We start from the raw sequence: 15,606 nt of genomic DNA on the forward strand, positions 1-15,606 counted from the left end.
TCGACGCGTCGGTTCCTCTACGGGTTTGGGAGCACCATGCCGATCACCAACGAGCGGGCAGCGGGGCACGCGTTCCTGCGGCCGCTGTACGCGGACACGTACTTCCCCGATCACGTCGTCGACAAGGGCCGGGAGATCCTGGTTCGGCTGTGCGAGCGGATCGAGGCCGAGCAGCCGTCGGACCTCGCGGCCCTGTATGTGCTCACTCACGCGGCGACGGAGGAGTTCAACCTGCTGGAGGCGGAGTTCGAGGCGTCGGGCAGCGAGATAGAGACGGTGGCGCGGGAGGAGATCGCCGAGGACTTCTGGTTCGTCGCGTCGGCCTACGGGTTCACGGAGGCCGACGCCGAGGAACTGATCGCCACCCGGGACTGGTGAGCGTCCGAGCGCGCGCCGCTGGTCGATGTCGGTCGCGGCTCGGAGACTCCCGGTTCAGCGGCCGGAGATGTCCGGCCGGAAGCAGGCCGTGACGTCCTTGCCGCGGGGGCACTCGTGGGCCTGCCAGGTGTCCGCGAGCGCGTCGATGAGCAGCAGGCCGCGCCCGCCGGTCGCCTCCTCGTCGCTTTCCCGCGGTCTGGGCATCTGAGGGCTGTTGTCGTGCACCGTCACATGGAGGCACTCGCCGTCCCAGGCCAGGACCAGCTGAGCGGTGCTTCGAGCGTGGATGTGCGTGTTCGTGACGAGCTCGGAGACCGTCAGGAGCACCGAGTCGACGGTGTCGGGCGCGCTTCGGGACCACTCCAGGTCCTCGATGTGCGAGCGCGTCCAGTCACGGGCCGCCTTGACGCCGCTGCTGATCGGCAAGGAGCGCGCCCACCCCACAGCCCTGAGCGAGGAATCCGCCACGATGGTCCACCTTTCTGTGTCCACTCTCGCGTGCCCCGAATCGGCCGATGCACGTACGGACGTGCACATCATTCACTTGTCCGATGTGAACGTGGCCTCTTCGTCGAAGAGCCGCGGGCGACCGTCGTCACATGTCGAACGCCGCGACGTCCGGTGTCCGTTCGTGGAAGTGGCGCCGCAGATGCCGTGCGATGAAGCGCTCCCCGCGGCGCTGGAGGCGGGCGCGCCCCGCCTCGGTGCGGCCGAGTATCCGGTAGCGCAGGACGTTGGCGGCCACGATGGGCGGCACGGCCCAGGGCAGCGCGTGCGGCAGGCCAAGGTCGCGCATGCCCCGGCGGCCGAGGAAGAAGCGCAGCATGCTCAGCAATCGGGCCCGCGCATAGGCGCGGCGCACCCGGGCGAAGTGCCGGAAGTGCAGGTGCCGTTGGGCCTCCACGAGCGCGCCGGCCAGCGGCGGACCGGCCGAGCCGCCGTAGCTCTGGGTGAGCAGCAGATGGTAGTTCAGGCGGTGTTGCTGCGCCTCGTGGTCGAAGAGCCAGTCCTCGTCCACGCCCAGCAGATGGCCCACGTACTTCCACAGGTGCATGACGGCGCGGGACTCGGCGCGGGTCACCCGCACGCCGAGGAGGCGGACGCCGAGCAGTTGGACGGCGTTGAACAGGCCCAGGGTGGCCGCGAGGTCGGACTGGTTGACGGGCAGGCCCCAGCGTCCGGCGTCCCATCCCCCGCCGTGTTCGAACCGGTGGTTGACCAGGGCGTGCATGAGGCGGACGTGCACCGTCAGGCGGAAGCCCTCCCCCTCGCGGCGCAGGGCGCCGGGGGCGGTGACGGCGGTCGCCCAGTGCTGTGTCTCGGCGATCCGGCGCAGCGCGGAGCCGCCGACCAGCCCTCCGGTCTCGACCAGCAGCCGGGGCGGTCCGTCGAACCGGTACGAGCCGATCAGCGCGAGCTGGAGCATCACGTCGGCGGTGTTGCGGCCGAACCTGCGGGCCACCCGGCCGCCTTCCTCGACCAGGTCGAAGTCCACCCAGTCCGGGACCGGTTCGACCGCGGCGAAGAAGTCGCGCAGCGCCCGGGGCGCGTCCGGCACCGCGTCGACGCCGTCCTGGAGGGCGCGCCGGAACTGTTTCATCGTGACCTTGCCGGGCTGCCCGGCGTCGGTGGCGCGCAGGGCGTCCGCCAGGGCCGCGCCCAGCTCGTCGCGTGCGGTGAGCCGTTCGCCGATGGTGGCGAGCAGGCGCTCGTCGACGCGGCCGCGGCTCACGCGCAGCAGGCGCAGGGGTCTTCCCAGGCGGCGGTTGAGGCGTTCCGTCTCACGGAAGCGCCGGGGGTACGGGGGCGGAGGCGTGCTCGTCCGATGCGGCTCGACCGAGACATCTCGCGTTGCGGGCTCGTGTGCGACCATGAGTCGATGCTGACGGTCTCTCATATTCGCGTTCAACTCGTCTTCTGATGCCCAGGTCATCGCCCGGCCGCGACGACCGGCACGCACCGGCCGCTCGCCTCAGCGCGCGCCGGGTTCCGCGTCAGGAGCGGTCCCGGGCAATGGTGGAGCGCATCCTGGAAGCGGGTGCGCGGGTACTGGCCGAGCACGGTTACGATGGTGCGTCGACCAGCCGCATCGCGACGGCGGCGGGGATCAGCCCGGGCTCGCTGTACCAGTACTTCCCGCACAAGGACGCGATCGTCCTGGCCGTGCTCGAGCGGTACAGCGACCAGCTGGTGGCGGGGATCACCGCCCGGATGACGGGCCAGTTCGAGCAGCCCGCGCCGGTGATCGTCCGCGCGACGCTGGCCGCGCTGCTCGACGGCCTGGACGTGGAGCAGCCGTTCCTGCGCGCGGCCGTCGTCCACGGTCCGCAGCTGGACGACGGGCGCGCCCTGCGGATCTTCGAGGACCGCATCGGCGAGCTGGTCCTCGCCTATCTGACCACCCGACGGGACGAGCTCCGCCCCGGTCTTTCGCTGCCCACGGCCGCGTGGATGCTGGTCCGCACCGTCGAGCACCTGACGGTCCGCTACCTGCTGGACCGTCCCCCCGTCCAGCGCGACCACTTCCTTCAGGAGCTGAGCCAGCTCACCCTCAACTACCTCCGCCCGACGTCCACTTGACCTGACTGCGCCCTGAGCGGCGCCGCCGGTTCCGACACCGCGGGACGCGCGGTCCCCGGTGTCCGGCAGGATGTCCGGACACACCGGTACCCGAGGAGACGTCAGCAGTGAGCCACAACCAGCCGGGCCCGTACGCCGGACAGCCGCCGCAGCCCGGGCCCTACGTCGTGCGGCAGCCGGGTCCGTACGGGCCGCCGGGACAGCCGGGCCCCTACGGGCCGCCGCAGCAGGGGCCGTACGGACAGCCGGCGCAACCCGGTCCGTACGGGCAGCCGCAGCAGGCCGGTTGGGGATGGCCGCCGCAGCCGGGCGGCACTCCGCCGCACCGAGGCGGTGCGGGGAAGACCTGGGGCATCATCGCCGGTGTGGCGGTGGCGCTGGCCGCGATCGGCGGCACGGTGTTCTGGTACATCGGCTCGAAGGGCCTCAAGGACGACGGCCCGCACAGGCTGACCGCGCCGTCGACGACGACGTTCGCCACGTACTTCCGGTACGGCGACGCGTCCGACACCCGTGGCACCCTCGGGACGGCGGACACCCAGGAACTGGAGGAGATCGGCGTCAAGAACCCCGAGCCGATCGCCGCGAGCTACTACGAGGAGTACCTCGGCAACCTCGACGCCTCCGACCCGGACGAGCTCCAGGACAAGCTGCGGAGCGCGAAGAACCACGCGCGCTTCACCGTCACGGGTGCGTACGGAGACATCGCCGACCCCAAGTCGGCCCTGGTCTCCTACTTCGCCAAGACGTCGGACCGGCTCGCCGTCGCCTCGCAGAAGGGCACCAGCCACATCGTCACCCTGCTGGGCGTGGCCGAGGACGCGGAGGCCGACTCGCTCGACGGCGCGGTGATGATGTGCGCCGAACTGGACGTCGACAACTACGAGACCAGCGAGGACATCAAAACGACGGTGTGCGGCTGGGCCGACTACTCGACCATCGCGCTGGTCACTCCGTACAACGGGATCCTCGGCCTGTCGACCGGTGAGGCGGCGGAGCTGACGGGCAAGGTCCGCGGCGACCTGCGCGTCGCACGCTGAACCCCGTGCCGGGCTCCGCCGGGAAGCCGCCCTGACGGTCAGCGCAGCCCGAACCGGTCGGCCAGGGCGGTCACATCGGCGGTCGTCGCGTTGCCGCCGCAGACCACCAGGCCCAGCCTGGCGCCGTCACCGACACGCTCCAGCACGCGGCGTGCCGCCGGCAGCAGGCATCCGGCGGCGGGCTCGGCCCAGACCTTGGCGTGGTCGGCCAGGTCGAGGGTGCCCTGGACGGCCTCGGCGTCGGTCACCGTGAGGACTTCGGTGACCAGGGCCGAGACATGCTCGTAGGTGAGCCGCGAGACGCTGGGAGCGCTCAAGGTCGAGACGACCGAGGAGAGTTCGACGGGCACGGGCCCGCCGGCGGCCAGGGCCGCCGACATGGCCCGAGCGCCTTCGGTCTCCACTCCCCAGACGCGCACACCGGGGCGGCGGGCGTGCAGCGCGGCGGCGACTCCGGAGATCAGTCCGCCGCCGCCGATGCTGACGAGTACGTCGGTGAGCTCCCCGGCATCCTCCGCGAGTTCCAGGCCGACCGTGCCCTGGGCGGCGATGACGACAGGATCGTCGAAGGGATGGACCAGGGTGAGCCCCTGGGCGCGGAGTTCGTCCATGAGCGCGAAGGCGCCGTCCATGGTGTCGGCCAGCACGACGCTCGCCCCGGAGGCCTTGGCGATGTCCACGGCACGGCCGGGGGCGGACCGCGGCATGACGACGGTCGCCTCGACGTCCAGCGCCCCGGCCATGACCGCGACCCCGATGCCGTGGTTGCCGCCGCTCACCGCCACGACTCCGGCGGCCCGTTCGGCCTCGGTGAGGGTGAGCAGCTTCGCCACGGCGCCGCGCGCCTTGAACGAGCCGGTGCGCTGGAGCAGTTCCAGTTTCGTGGTGACGGGCACGCCCAGGAGTCCGGACAGCCCGGGGCTCGACAGCGTCGGGGTCCGTACGACGTGTCCCGCGATCCGCTCGGCCTCGGCCTCCACGTCCGCGACAGTGATCAGCACCCTTGCCTCCATCCCCACGACGCGAGCCGCAATGATCGAATCGGCAGCAGATCGATCATCCTACGCCGCCCGCGCCCCGGGGAAGGATCCTCGGGAACGGGCGGCGGGAAAGCGGTCGTTGAGGGGAGAAATCCCGCCGCCGATTTGGGACCATGGCTCGCACGACGTCACCGACCACAGGGAGGACGCCATGGTGCTCGCGGCCGAGAAGGGCGACATCACCACGATCATCGGAGGGATCGCGCCCGACTGGGGCCCTTTCGGCTCCTTGGGCACCGAGGCCAAGACCATGGTCCAGGTCGTGATGGCGGTCGCGATCCTGCTCTGTCTGGCCATCGCGATCTGGGGCGCCGCCAAGCAGCGCGTCGGCGCGACCGCGTTGCGCGACACGTTCAGCGCGGAGCAGGGCAAGGGCCTCATCATCGCGGGGCTGACCGGGGTGTTCATCATCGGCTCACTCGGCACGCTGTTCACCATCGTGTACGGAATGGCCCTCTGACACCGGCGTCGACCGGCCGAGCTGGTTCGCGGCGGCGTCGACGGTCTGCGCCAACAGGACGGCGATGGTCATCGGCCCCACGCCGCCCGGCACCGGAGTGATCAACCGGGCGCGGGTGGAGGCGGTGTCGAAGTCCACGTCGCCGACGTTTCCCGGGTTGTAGCCGGCGTCGATCACCACCGCGCCGGGCTTGATGTCCTCACCCCGAATCAGCCGGGGCCGCCCCACGGCCGCCACCACGACGTCCGCTTCCCTGACGAAGGCCGACAGGTCCGCCGTGCGGGAGTGGCAGTACGTCACCGTCGCGTTCTCGGCCAACAGGAGCATCCCGGCCGGCTTGCCGAGAATCGCGCTGCGCCCCACCACGACGGCGTGCTTGCCGGCGAGGTCGACGTCGTACGCCTTCAGGAGACGCATGATTCCGCCCGGGGTGCAGGACACGAAGCCCTGCAGCGCGAAGCTCATCGCGGCGAACGAATGCATGGTGACCCCGTCGACATCCTTCTCCGGGGCGATGGCCTCGAACGCCGCTCGCTCGTCGATGTGCGGGCCGCAAGGATGCTGGAGCAGAATGCCGTGAACGTCCGGATCCGCGGACAGGCCGGCCAGGGTGTCGATCAGTTCGGCGGTCGTGGTGGTGGCGGGCAGACCGATGTGCCGGGACCGGATGCCCGCCTTCGCGCACCGCGCCTGCTTCATGCGCACGTACGTGACCGACGCGGGGTCCTCCCCCACGAGCACCGTCGCCAGACAGGGACTGCTTCCGGTACTCCGTGCGATCTCCGCCGCCTTGGCGGCAGCCTCTTCGATGATGCGTCCGGCGAGGCCGGTGCCGTCCATGAGCCGGGCCGTCTGAACCGCGGACATCGTCGCCTCCAGGCGTTGCTGACCACTCGCCCAGGCGCACGGCAACGAACGACGTCTCGTCAGACCGCTCCCCGGTGGTGCTCCACCTCAGCGCCAGTCACGGTCCACCCCGGACTGTAGTGGACGCCGCATGCTCAGGCCCACGGTCTCCCCAGAGTCCGACATAAATCGTCAACAAAAATGTCCGCACGATCGCTGTGCAGATTGTTGCCATGCTCGTAACGTGTGCGAGGCCTCGATCCCGAGGCAACGGCGAAGTACTCGGCACGCGATGAGGAGACTCCATGCAGCGGCTCTCGGCGTCCACGGGACGCACCGCGCTCCACCCCACCGGACGTCACGCCCTCGGACGGCTGCTGCGCGGTGTGGCGCTCGTCGGCACGCTCGCGCTGACGGCGGCCGCGACGCCCGCCTCCTTCGCGGTCGCGTCCACCTCGTTCGAGCGAGACCGGGGCGCGGACCCGCAGGACGCGGCGCTCGCGTTCGACAGGAGCGCGTACACGTCGATCACCGTCACGGTCGACGGCCGGCCCGTGAACGTCCGCTGGTACAGGGAACTCTGCTACGTCGCCGACCCGGTCGCCGCCGCGGCGCAGCAGTCCGGGATCGGCGGGAGCACCACCATCGACGACACGCGTTGCGGCTACCAGAGCATGAACGTGTTCGTGCCCGAGAGCGCCTTCGGCGACCAGCGGGCGCCGATCTACTTCGCGGTGAACAACGCCGGCTGGATGGCCAGTTACCTCAAGGCGAGCGTCACCGCCGGAGCCGCCTACTCCAGCACCACGAGCAATGTGGGCGCGGCCCTCAAGGCCGGTTACGTCTTCGTCGACGTCGCGAACCGCAGCCGCGGGCTGGTCGGGGCGGACGGTTCGTCGCCGGGGAAGGCACCGGCCGCGGCGGTCGACGCGAAGGCGGCGGTGCGCTATCTGCGGCTCAACGACAGCGCGATGCCGGGCAGCGCCGAGCGGATCGTCGTCAACGGCACCAGCGGTGGCGGCGCGCTCTCGTCCATCCTGGGCGCGTCCGGCAACGACAGCGCGTACGACCCGTACCTCGCGGCGATCGGCGCCGCCGGGATCGACGCCAAGGGACGCAGCACCCTGCGCGACGACGTGTTCGCGGTGAACGCGTACTGCCCGATCACCGATCTCGGCAACGCGGACGTCGCCTACGAGTGGCTGTACAACGCGCTCGGCACCCGGGACGCGACCGGCTCGAACCCGCGGGCGGCGGACGCGGCGACGATCGCGGCCAAGTTCCCCGCGTACGAGAGGAGCCTGGGCCTGCGCGACCCGGACGGCTCGCGGCTCACGGCCGGCACCATGCTCGCCACCATCAAGAAGGAGGTCGTGCGCTCGGCGGAGACGTATCTCGCGGCCGACCCGGCACACACGATCCCGGCCCTCGGCGATAACTTCGTCATCACCTCCGGCGGTCCCGGCGGGACCACCACGAAGTCGTACGTCAACGACTGGCTGGACGTCGACGACGCCACGAACAAGGTGCGTTCGCTCGACATGACGAAGTACCTGAGGTTCGTCGCCACCCAGGCCACGCTGAAGACGACGCCCGCGTTCGACGCGGTCGGGGTGTACGGCAACACCACGAGCGGCACCGAGACGAACCTGTTCGGTCCGTACACCCGGAAGTACCTGAACTACACCGAGTTCGGCTGGGACCACAACGATGTCGCGGGCGACGGCAGCGGCCTGGACGACACCGGCCTGACCTGGAAGCAGTACACAGCGAGGAAGAGCACCACCGTCGACGACCAGCTCCACCTCATCGACCCGATGGACTTCATCGGCACCAGGAGCGCCGACACGGCGCCGAACTGGTACGTCCGCAACGGCACCAGGGACCGCGACACCTCGTTCGTCATCGGCATCAACCTGGACCGGGCGCTGGAGGCCGATCCGCAGGTCCGTGACGTGGACTTCCGACTGGCCTGGAACCAGCCGCACGCGGGCAACTACGACGTGCCGGAGGCCATGGCCTGGATCGCCGGGGCCGTCGAGCGGGCCGGTGACCCGCTCCGCTCAGCGCACCGGTGAGGCGCACGCGACGGTACGGGTACGGGCGCTCGGGCACGTCGGCCGGCAGGTGCTTCCCCAGCCGGGTGCGCCGTGCTGCCCGCCTGCGGCGCGGGTCTCACTGCGGGGCGGCGCGCTCGTAGCGGCTCGGGAAGGGGAAGTAGGTCTCCAGGAACGTCGCGACCTTCCGGTGGATCTCTTCCTGCTGCTCGGCGGGGGTGTTGACGTCGTTGAGGCAGAAGAAGTCGAAGCGGCGGTTCAGCAGGAGTTCCGCGAGCCGAACGTCCGCGTCGTCCCTGGCCACGTCCACGTAGCGCGTCTTGTACGTGCCGGGCACCGCGCGCCCGGTGAGGAATGCCTGGTGGTGATGGAACGACGCGCCCATGGCGATGTCGGTGGGGGCGCGGAAGCGGGACCTGCTGGTGCGGTCGACGTCCTCCGGGAAGCGCTCCTCGATCGCGCGCATCACGGAGCGGATCTGCGGGTGCGGGGCGTGCGCGAACTTGTTCACGGTCATCCGGCCGTGCTCGCCGTGCAGCAGGCGCCGCACGTTCTTGCCCGCCGAGTTGGGGGCCGCCTCGTCGGCGTGCGGCGCTCCGAGGCCGAGCTGGGACGGCGAGAAGGGCACCTTGGCGATGCCGTTGCCGTGGAAGAAGTGTCCCGGCGTGACCGGGCGGCCCAGGAAGACGTCGTCGTTGAAGTACAGATAGTGCTCCGACAGGCCGTCGATGTGGTGCAACTGCGTTCCGATGGCGTGGGAGTTGAAGACGGGTAGCGCGTCGGGGTCGCTGAAGATCTCCTTGTGGTCGACGACCCGGATGCCGGCCGCCGAGGTGTCCAGCCACGACGGGGTCTGGCCGTCGGTGACGATGTAGACGTTGCGCAGGAACGGCGCGTACATCTCCAGGGAGCGCAGCGAGTACTTGAGTTCGTCGTGGCTGGTGTAGCGGGAGGCGCCCGCCTCGCGGGACTGCGCGTCCGGGGCGCGGCCGGTCCGGTGGGCCTCGCGCTTCGCGGCCAGGGCGGGGTCGTCGCCGTCCACCCAGGTGTAGACGACGTCCAGGGGGAAGGTGACCGTGTCGATGCCGGGTTCGACGAAGTCGGCGAAGGTGGGATGGCCGGTGCCGTGGATCGTCCGGGTGGCGGGCCGCTGGGCCTCGGCCGGTACGACGTCGGAGACCGCGTTGGGGCGGGGGCCGACCAGCGCGCCGTCGAGGAGGGCGGGCGGCGCCTGGAAGCGCAGGCCGCGCAGCAGTTCGGTGGCCCGGGCGTCACCCTGGTCGCGCTGCTCGCGCAGCGCCCCGCCGTCGCGCCAGAACTCCACGTCGCAGCCTCGGACGAGCCCGGCCAGCACCTGTCCCGCGGGGCCGAGGAGGATCTCGCCGAACCGGATGACCGGGCGCCGCTTGAGCTCCGTGGGCAGCGCGCCCTCGGCGTAGAGCGCCGCGTTTCCGGGCCAGATGTCCGAGCCGGGCTCCGCCGCGTACAGGGCCGTGCCCGCGTACAGCTCCCGCAGGGAGCTCAGCAGGGCCTTGCGATCGGTGAGCCGGACCCCGACGACGTACCGCTGGACCGAACGGCCCGGCACCATGAAGTAGTCCACGCCCGCGTGGTCGAGAGCGCTCGTGACGAGCCGCAGATTGCGCTCGGCCGCCCGTCCCTCCTCCAGGCTCGTCACACGCCGCCCCACCCAGCTGCGCCCGTCGGCCGTCACCTCGGCCAGCGCCGGGTCCGCCGCCAGGAGCGCACCGCGCCGGTCCACCGGGGTGACCTCGGGTGCGGGCTCCTGCCGGGCGTCTCGGCGGAAGCGGGACAAGCGGGGTCTGGGCGTCGCCATGGCGTGGTCCGATCTGTCAAGCGGGGCGGGCCTCGTCGTCCTTTCGGGCCGCGGCCTCAGGCTATGTCGATCAGACGGCCGTTCGAGCGGGGCGAGGCTCTGAGCTGCAAGAGAAAGGGATGCGTGACGAATTCTCTGCCAAACAGACGCCGAATTCGGCACAACCATTGCGTGAACGCGCAATCCATCGTGCCGCCGCCCCGAGCTCACCCCCGGCGAGCGGTGTGCCGCGTGTCACTCCGCATACTGCTCGGATGGACGCATCCCACACCCCGCGAGCCACCTGGCGCAACACGACGCACGACTGGGCGGGCACCGTCGATGTCGGCCACCTGACACGCATCCGCCGGGACCCGGCCGCCTTCGCGCCGAGCGGCACCCTGCATCTGGTCCTGGAGGTCGTCGCCTACGCGGCGGACGAGGCGGAGAGCCGCGGCGGTGGGCACTGCCGCGTCACCGTCCGTCCGGACGGATCCGTCGCCGTCGTGGACGACGGGCGGGGTACCGACACCCGTCTCGACGAACGGGGCGAGACCGTGAAGAAGCCGGTCATGGCCACCAAGGACCTGCGCTTCTTCGACCGCGCCGATGCCCCGCTGCTGCCCGACGGGCACCCCAGGCGAGGGATGTCCACCGTCGCGGCCCTCAGCACCTGGCTCGTCCACACCAACCGCCGCCGGAACGGTTCGTGGACCCAGCGCTACGAACACGGCAGCCCCGCCACCGGACTGCAATCGGTGCCCGACGACGGCACGACCGGCACCAGCGTCCACTTCCTGCCCGCGGAGCCGCTGCTCCCGGCGGACAGCGGGACAGTTCGTGACCTGACGCGGCTGGCCGGGTCATGGCCGCATCTCGATGTCACGGTTCTCGGCCGTGACCGCCGGTGAGCCGTCGGGCGAAGGCAGTACCGGCCGCATGAAACTGCGCTCGTAGCGGAGCACGCACCCGCTCTCGTCCCTGATCCGGTCCGCCTCGACGAAGTCCGGGTCCCGGCCGAACAGAGACCGGTACTCCTCGTAGGCGGCGAGGCTCGGGAAGCTGAACAGGGCCAGGGCCTTGTCGCTGGCGCCCTCCGCCGGGAGGAAGTAACCGTGGTGCGTGCCGCCGTGCCGGTCGACCAGTTCCATCCAGCGCCGTCCGAACCGCTCGAACGCCTCGGTCTGGGCTGGATCGATCACGTACTCCACCACACAGGTAATCATCGCGACAGGCTAGTGCGCATCGGGCGGGCCGCCCGGCAACCGCCCAAAACCCTTCCCCCGCAAGGCCCTAGGCGATCGAGGCGCGCAAGACAAGGAGAACAAGGTCACATGTGTGTCGTCTGCTGCTCTTCTGCACGCTGCCTTAGCATCCGAACATGACGGTCCTGCCTGACGACGGGCTCTCCCTGGCAGCCGAATTCCCTGACGCGACGCATGATCAGTGGCAGCAACTTGTCGCCGGTGTCCTGCGCAAGTCGGGCAGGGAAGTCTCGGCCGGCGAGGCGGAGGACGCCCTGTCCACCACGCTCGAGGACGGGTTGCGCGCCCGCCCGCTCTACACCTCGCACGACGCGGCTCCCCCGGCCGGTCTGCCCGGCTTCCCGCCGTTCGTCCGCGGCGGCCGGGCCGAGGGGAACACGGTCGGCGGCTGGGACGTGCGCCAGCGCCACGGGCTCCCCGAGTCCGCGGCGGTGCTCGCCGATCTGGAGAACGGCGTGACGTCGCTGTGGCTGACGGTCGGCGACGCCGGCGGTTTCCCCGTGTCGGCGCTGCCCGCCGTGCTCGACGGTGTGTACCTGGAGCTGGCCCCCGTGGTGCTCGACGCGGGCGCCGACTCCGAGAGCGCCGCCCGCGAACTGCTGCGCGTGTACGAGGACCGGGGCATCGCCGCCGACGCGGCGCGCGGCAACCTCGGCGCCGACCCGCTGGGGCTCGAGGCCCGCACGGGGCGGTCGTACGACACCGGGCCGATGGCCGAACTGGCCCGGCTCTGCGCCCAGCGGTACCCCGGGCTGCGCGCCCTGACCGTGGACGCCCTCCCCTATCACGAGGCCGGTGGCTCGGCCGCCCAGGAGCTGGGCGCGTCGCTCGCCACGGGCGTCGCCTATCTGCGGCGCCTCACCGAGGCGGGCCTGGACGTCCAGCAGGCCCTCGCGCAGGTCGAGTTCCGCTACGCCGCCACCGCGGACCAGTTCCTCACCATCGCCAAGTTCCGTGCCGCGCGCAGGCTCTGGGCGCGGGTGGCCGAGGCGTGCGGCGCGCCGAAGAGCGGGGCGCAGCTCCAGCATGCGGTGACCTCCCCGGTGATGATGACGCGCCGCGACCCGTGGGTGAACATGCTGCGCTCCACGATCGCGACGCTGGCGGCCGGGGTGGGCGGCGCCGACGCCGTGACCGTGCTGCCGTTCGACGACGCGCTCGGCGTGCCGGACGCGTTCGCCCGCCGTATCGCCCGCAACACCTCCACCATTCTGATCGAGGAGTCGCACCTGGCCCGGGTGATCGACCCGGCGGGCGGCTCCTGGTACGTGGAGCGGCTGACCGACGAACTCGCGCACGCCGCCTGGGAGTTCTTCCGGACCATCGAGCGGGAGGGCGGTCAGGCGGCCGCGCTGCGCTCCGGCCTGATCGGCGACCGGCTGGCCGAGACCTGGTCGGTGCGCGCCCGGCGGCTGGCCGAGCGCCGCGAACCGGTCACCGGCGTCAGCGAGTTCCCGCATCTGGCCGAGAAGCCCGTGGTCCGCGCCGCCGCGCCGGCGCGACCGTCCGGCGGGCTGCCGCGCGTACGCCGGGACGAGGCGTTCGAGGACCTGCGGGCGCGCTCCGACGCGCACCTCGCGGCCACCGGTCAGCGGCCGCGGGTCTATCTGGCGGCGCTGGGTCCCGCCGCCGCGCACACGGCCCGTACGACGTTCGCCGCCAACCTGTTCCAGGCGGGCGGCATCGAGCCCGTGACCGACGGCACCTTCGAGGAGAGCGGGGCGCGGGAAGCGTGCCTGTGCTCCAGCGACGCCGTCTACGCCGAGCAGGCCGAGGACGCCGCACGGTCCCTGCGGGACGCGGGCGCCCGGCACGTGTTCCTCGCGGGCCGCCCGGGCACCTCCGCCGCCCCCGACAGCTTCGTCTTCGCCGGCTGCGACGCCGTCGACGTACTCAGCGCCACGCTCGACCGCATGGGAGTGTCCCGATGACCGCCCCTGGCACGTCCGGTGTCCCCGACTTCTCCACGCTCGGTCTCGACAGCCCCGCGCCGGGCGTCACGGCGCAGGAGTGGCGCAGCGCCCTCAAGCGCGCGGGCGACGGCGCCGACCCGCTGTGGGAGACGCCCGAGGGCATCTCCGTCAAGCCGCTGTACACCGGTGAGGACCTGGAGGGGCTGGACTTCCTCGGCACCTACCCGGGTGTCGCCCCGTACCTGCGCGGCCCCTATCCGACGATGTACGTCAATCAGCCCTGGACGATCCGCCAGTACGCGGGTTTCTCCACGGCCGAGGAGTCCAACGCCTTCTACCGGCGCAATCTCGCCGCCGGCCAGAAGGGCCTGTCGGTCGCCTTCGACCTGCCGACGCACCGCGGCTACGACAGCGACCACCCGCGGGTGACCGGTGACGTCGGCATGGCGGGTGTCGCGATCGACTCGATCTACGACATGCGGCAGCTCTTCGACGGCATCCCGCTGGACCGGATGACCGTGTCGATGACGATGAACGGCGCGGTGCTGCCCGTGCTCGCGCTGTACATCGTGGCGGCCGAGGAGCAGGGTGTGCCGCCGGAGAAGCTGGCCGGGACCATCCAGAACGACATCCTCAAGGAGTTCATGGTCCGCAACACCTACATCTATCCGCCGAAACCGTCGATGCGGATCATCTCCGACATCTTCGCGTACACGTCGCAGCGGATGCCGCGCTACAACTCGATCTCCATCTCCGGCTATCACATCCAGGAGGCGGGTGCGACGGCCGATCTGGAGCTGGCGTACACGCTCGCGGACGGCGTCGAGTACATCCGGGCGGGCCGGGAGGCCGGGCTCGACGTCGACGCGTTCGCGCCGCGCCTGAGCTTCTTCTGGGCGATCGGCATGAACTTCTTCATGGAGGTCGCCAAGCTGCGCGCGGCGCGCCTGCTGTGGGCGAAGCTGGTGAAGCAGTTCGACCCGAAGAACACCAAGTCCCTCTCGCTGCGCACCCATTCGCAGACGTCGGGCTGGTCGCTGACGGCGCAGGACGTGTTCAACAACGTCACACGTACGTGCGTGGAGGCGATGGCCGCGACGCAGGGCCACACCCAGTCGCTGCACACGAACGCGCTCGACGAGGCGCTCGCGCTGCCCACCGACTTCTCGGCGCGCATCGCCCGCAACACCCAGCTGCTCATCCAGCAGGAGTCGGGCACGACGCGGGCGATCGACCCGTGGGGCGGCAGCGCGTACGTGGAGAAGCTGACGTACGACCTGGCGCGCCGGGCCTGGCAGCACATCCAGGAGGTCGAGCAGGCGGGCGGCATGGCCAAGGCCATCGACGCGGGCATCCCGAAGCTGCGCATCGAGGAGGCGGCCGCCCGCACCCAGGCGCGGATCGACTCCGGGCGGCAGCCCGTCATCGGCGTCAACAAGTACCGCGTCGACAGCGACGAGGAGATCGAGGTCCTCAAGGTCGACAACTCCTCGGTGCGGGCCCAGCAGATCGCCAAGCTGCGCCGGCTGCGCGAGGAGCGGGACGAGACGGCCTGCCGGGACGCGCTCGACGCGCTGACCCGGGCGGCGGGCGGTGACGGCAATCTGCTGGAACTCGCGGTCGACGCGGCGCGGGCCATGGCCACGGTCGGCGAGATCTCGGACGCGCTGGAGAAGGTCTACGGCCGGCACGCGGGCCAGATCCGTACGATCTCCGGTGTGTACCGCAACGAAGCAGGGGAGTCCGTGAACGTGGACCGGACCCGCGGCCGCGTCGAGGAGTTCGCCGAGGCCGAGGGGCGCCGGCCGCGCATCCTCGTGGCAAAGATGGGCCAGGACGGGCACGACCGCGGCCAGAAGGTGATCGCGACCGCCTTCGCCGACCTGGGCTTCGACGTCGATGTCGGCCCGCTGTTCCAGACCCCCGGCGAGGTGGCGCGACAGGCCGTCGAGGCGGACGTGCACATCGTCGGCGTGTCGTCACTGGCCGCCGGTCACCTCACCCTCGTACCGGCGCTGCGCGAGGCGCTCGCCGAAGAGGGGCGCGAGGACATCATGATCGTGGTGGGCGGGGTGATTCCGCCGCAGGACGTGCCCACGCTCCTGGAGATGGGCGCGGCCGCCGTGTTCCCGCCGGGCACCGTGATCCCGGACGCCGCCCACGACCTGGTGTCGCGCCTCGCGGCGGACCTCGGGCACGACGACCAGTGAG

The 15,606-nt window shown here is 71.2% G+C and carries 14 protein-coding genes and 1 riboswitch; of the genes, 8 read left to right on the plus strand and 6 right to left on the minus strand.

The window, feature by feature from the left end; translation table 11 throughout:
- Positions 1–36 precede the first annotated feature (36 nt).
- Positions 37–378, plus strand: coding sequence for a DUF5713 family protein (locus ABII15_RS00865; RefSeq protein WP_353940274.1), 342 nt, complete (start codon positions 37–39; stop codon positions 376–378).
- A gap of 54 nt (positions 379–432) precedes the next feature.
- Here the strand turns inward: ABII15_RS00865 and ABII15_RS00870 are convergent, their stop codons facing one another.
- Both ABII15_RS00870 and ABII15_RS00875 read right to left on the minus strand, forming a co-directional pair.
- Positions 433–846 (minus strand): ATP-binding protein, encoded by a 414-nt coding sequence (locus tag ABII15_RS00870; RefSeq protein WP_353940275.1) that lies wholly within the window; start codon positions 844–846, stop codon positions 433–435.
- A 127-nt stretch (positions 847–973) separates the two neighbouring features.
- Positions 974–2,110 (minus strand): oxygenase MpaB family protein, encoded by a 1,137-nt coding sequence (locus ABII15_RS00875; RefSeq protein WP_353940276.1) that lies wholly within the window; start codon positions 2,108–2,110, stop codon positions 974–976.
- Between the two features lie 281 nt (positions 2,111–2,391).
- On the opposite strand from ABII15_RS00875, the gene ABII15_RS00880 reads away from it, so the two are divergent.
- Both ABII15_RS00880 and ABII15_RS00885 read left to right on the plus strand, forming a co-directional pair.
- The gene (locus ABII15_RS00880; protein ID WP_353940277.1) at positions 2,392–2,958 is read left to right on the plus strand and encodes a TetR/AcrR family transcriptional regulator; all 567 of its coding nucleotides are present in this window, start codon (positions 2,392–2,394) and stop codon (positions 2,956–2,958) included.
- 107 nt (positions 2,959–3,065) lie between these two features.
- Complete coding sequence (locus tag ABII15_RS00885; RefSeq protein WP_353940278.1) at positions 3,066–3,998, plus strand: hypothetical protein; 933 nt, start codon at positions 3,066–3,068, stop codon at positions 3,996–3,998.
- A gap of 38 nt (positions 3,999–4,036) precedes the next feature.
- Here the strand turns inward: ABII15_RS00885 and ABII15_RS00890 are convergent, their stop codons facing one another.
- Entirely contained in the window at positions 4,037–4,996 is a 960-nt protein-coding gene (locus ABII15_RS00890) for a pyridoxal-phosphate dependent enzyme (protein ID WP_353946929.1), read from the minus strand.
- A 193-nt stretch (positions 4,997–5,189) separates the two neighbouring features.
- On the opposite strand from ABII15_RS00890, the gene ABII15_RS00895 reads away from it, so the two are divergent.
- Entirely contained in the window at positions 5,190–5,498 is a 309-nt protein-coding gene (locus tag ABII15_RS00895; protein WP_353940279.1) for a hypothetical protein, read from the plus strand.
- Here the strand turns inward: ABII15_RS00895 and ABII15_RS00900 are convergent.
- Positions 5,454–6,365, minus strand: a complete 912-nt coding sequence (locus tag ABII15_RS00900; protein ID WP_353940280.1) for a bifunctional 5,10-methylenetetrahydrofolate dehydrogenase/5,10-methenyltetrahydrofolate cyclohydrolase — start codon at positions 6,363–6,365, stop codon at positions 5,454–5,456. The two genes, ABII15_RS00895 and ABII15_RS00900, sit on opposite strands and share 45 nt — an antisense overlap.
- 21 nt (positions 6,366–6,386) lie before the next feature.
- Positions 6,387–6,476, minus strand: a riboswitch (ZMP/ZTP riboswitch).
- Between the two features lie 173 nt (positions 6,477–6,649).
- Here ABII15_RS00900 and ABII15_RS00905 point away from each other — a divergent pair.
- Positions 6,650–8,422: a subtype B tannase gene (locus ABII15_RS00905; protein ID WP_353940281.1), complete on the plus strand. Its 1,773-nt coding sequence runs from the start codon at positions 6,650–6,652 to the stop codon at positions 8,420–8,422.
- A gap of 97 nt (positions 8,423–8,519) precedes the next feature.
- Here the strand turns inward: ABII15_RS00905 and ABII15_RS00910 are convergent, their stop codons facing one another.
- Positions 8,520–10,238, minus strand: a complete 1,719-nt coding sequence (locus ABII15_RS00910; protein ID WP_353940282.1) for a stealth family protein — start codon at positions 10,236–10,238, stop codon at positions 8,520–8,522.
- A 254-nt stretch (positions 10,239–10,492) separates the two neighbouring features.
- On the opposite strand from ABII15_RS00910, the gene ABII15_RS00915 reads away from it, so the two are divergent.
- Entirely contained in the window at positions 10,493–11,128 is a 636-nt protein-coding gene (locus ABII15_RS00915; protein ID WP_353940283.1) for an ATP-binding protein, read from the plus strand.
- Here ABII15_RS00915 and ABII15_RS00920 read toward each other — a convergent pair.
- The gene (locus ABII15_RS00920) at positions 11,081–11,443 is read right to left on the minus strand and encodes an NIPSNAP family protein (protein WP_353940284.1); all 363 of its coding nucleotides are present in this window, start codon (positions 11,441–11,443) and stop codon (positions 11,081–11,083) included. The genes ABII15_RS00915 and ABII15_RS00920 overlap by 48 nt on opposite strands.
- A gap of 155 nt (positions 11,444–11,598) precedes the next feature.
- Here ABII15_RS00920 and ABII15_RS00925 point away from each other — a divergent pair, with 155 nt between their 5' ends.
- Positions 11,599–13,413, plus strand: a complete 1,815-nt coding sequence (locus tag ABII15_RS00925) for a methylmalonyl-CoA mutase subunit beta (protein WP_353940285.1) — start codon at positions 11,599–11,601, stop codon at positions 13,411–13,413.
- On the plus strand, positions 13,410–15,605 hold the full coding sequence (gene scpA / locus ABII15_RS00930) for a methylmalonyl-CoA mutase (RefSeq protein WP_353940286.1): 2,196 nt from the start codon (positions 13,410–13,412) through the stop codon (positions 15,603–15,605). Before ABII15_RS00925 ends, scpA begins: the two co-directional genes overlap by 4 nt.
- The last annotated feature ends 1 nt before the right edge of the window (position 15,606 follow it).

Origin of the sequence: Streptomyces sp. HUAS MG91, assembly GCF_040529335.1 — a bacterium.
In the GTDB taxonomy this organism is placed as follows: domain Bacteria; phylum Actinomycetota; class Actinomycetes; order Streptomycetales; family Streptomycetaceae; genus Streptomyces; species Streptomyces tabacisoli.

What these genes read in the sequence shown, in the direction of transcription:
- ABII15_RS00895 (WP_353940279.1), top strand. Translation starts at nt 5,190, where the DNA reads ATGGTGCTCGCGGCCGAGAAGGGCGACATCACCACGATCATCGGAGGG.
- ABII15_RS00905 (WP_353940281.1), top strand. Translation starts at nt 6,650, where the DNA reads ATGCAGCGGCTCTCGGCGTCCACGGGACGCACCGCGCTCCACCCCACC.
- ABII15_RS00920 (WP_353940284.1), bottom strand. Translation starts at nt 11,443, where the DNA reads ATGATTACCTGTGTGGTGGAGTACGTGATCGATCCAGCCCAGACCGAG.
- ABII15_RS00865 (WP_353940274.1), top strand. Translation starts at nt 37, where the DNA reads ATGCCGATCACCAACGAGCGGGCAGCGGGGCACGCGTTCCTGCGGCCG.
- ABII15_RS00915 (WP_353940283.1), top strand. Translation starts at nt 10,493, where the DNA reads ATGGACGCATCCCACACCCCGCGAGCCACCTGGCGCAACACGACGCAC.
- ABII15_RS00880 (WP_353940277.1), top strand. Translation starts at nt 2,392, where the DNA reads ATGGTGGAGCGCATCCTGGAAGCGGGTGCGCGGGTACTGGCCGAGCAC.
- scpA (WP_353940286.1), top strand. Translation starts at nt 13,410, where the DNA reads ATGACCGCCCCTGGCACGTCCGGTGTCCCCGACTTCTCCACGCTCGGT.
- ABII15_RS00900 (WP_353940280.1), bottom strand. Translation starts at nt 6,365, where the DNA reads ATGTCCGCGGTTCAGACGGCCCGGCTCATGGACGGCACCGGCCTCGCC.
- ABII15_RS00910 (WP_353940282.1), bottom strand. Translation starts at nt 10,238, where the DNA reads ATGGCGACGCCCAGACCCCGCTTGTCCCGCTTCCGCCGAGACGCCCGG.
- ABII15_RS00925 (WP_353940285.1), top strand. Translation starts at nt 11,599, where the DNA reads ATGACGGTCCTGCCTGACGACGGGCTCTCCCTGGCAGCCGAATTCCCT.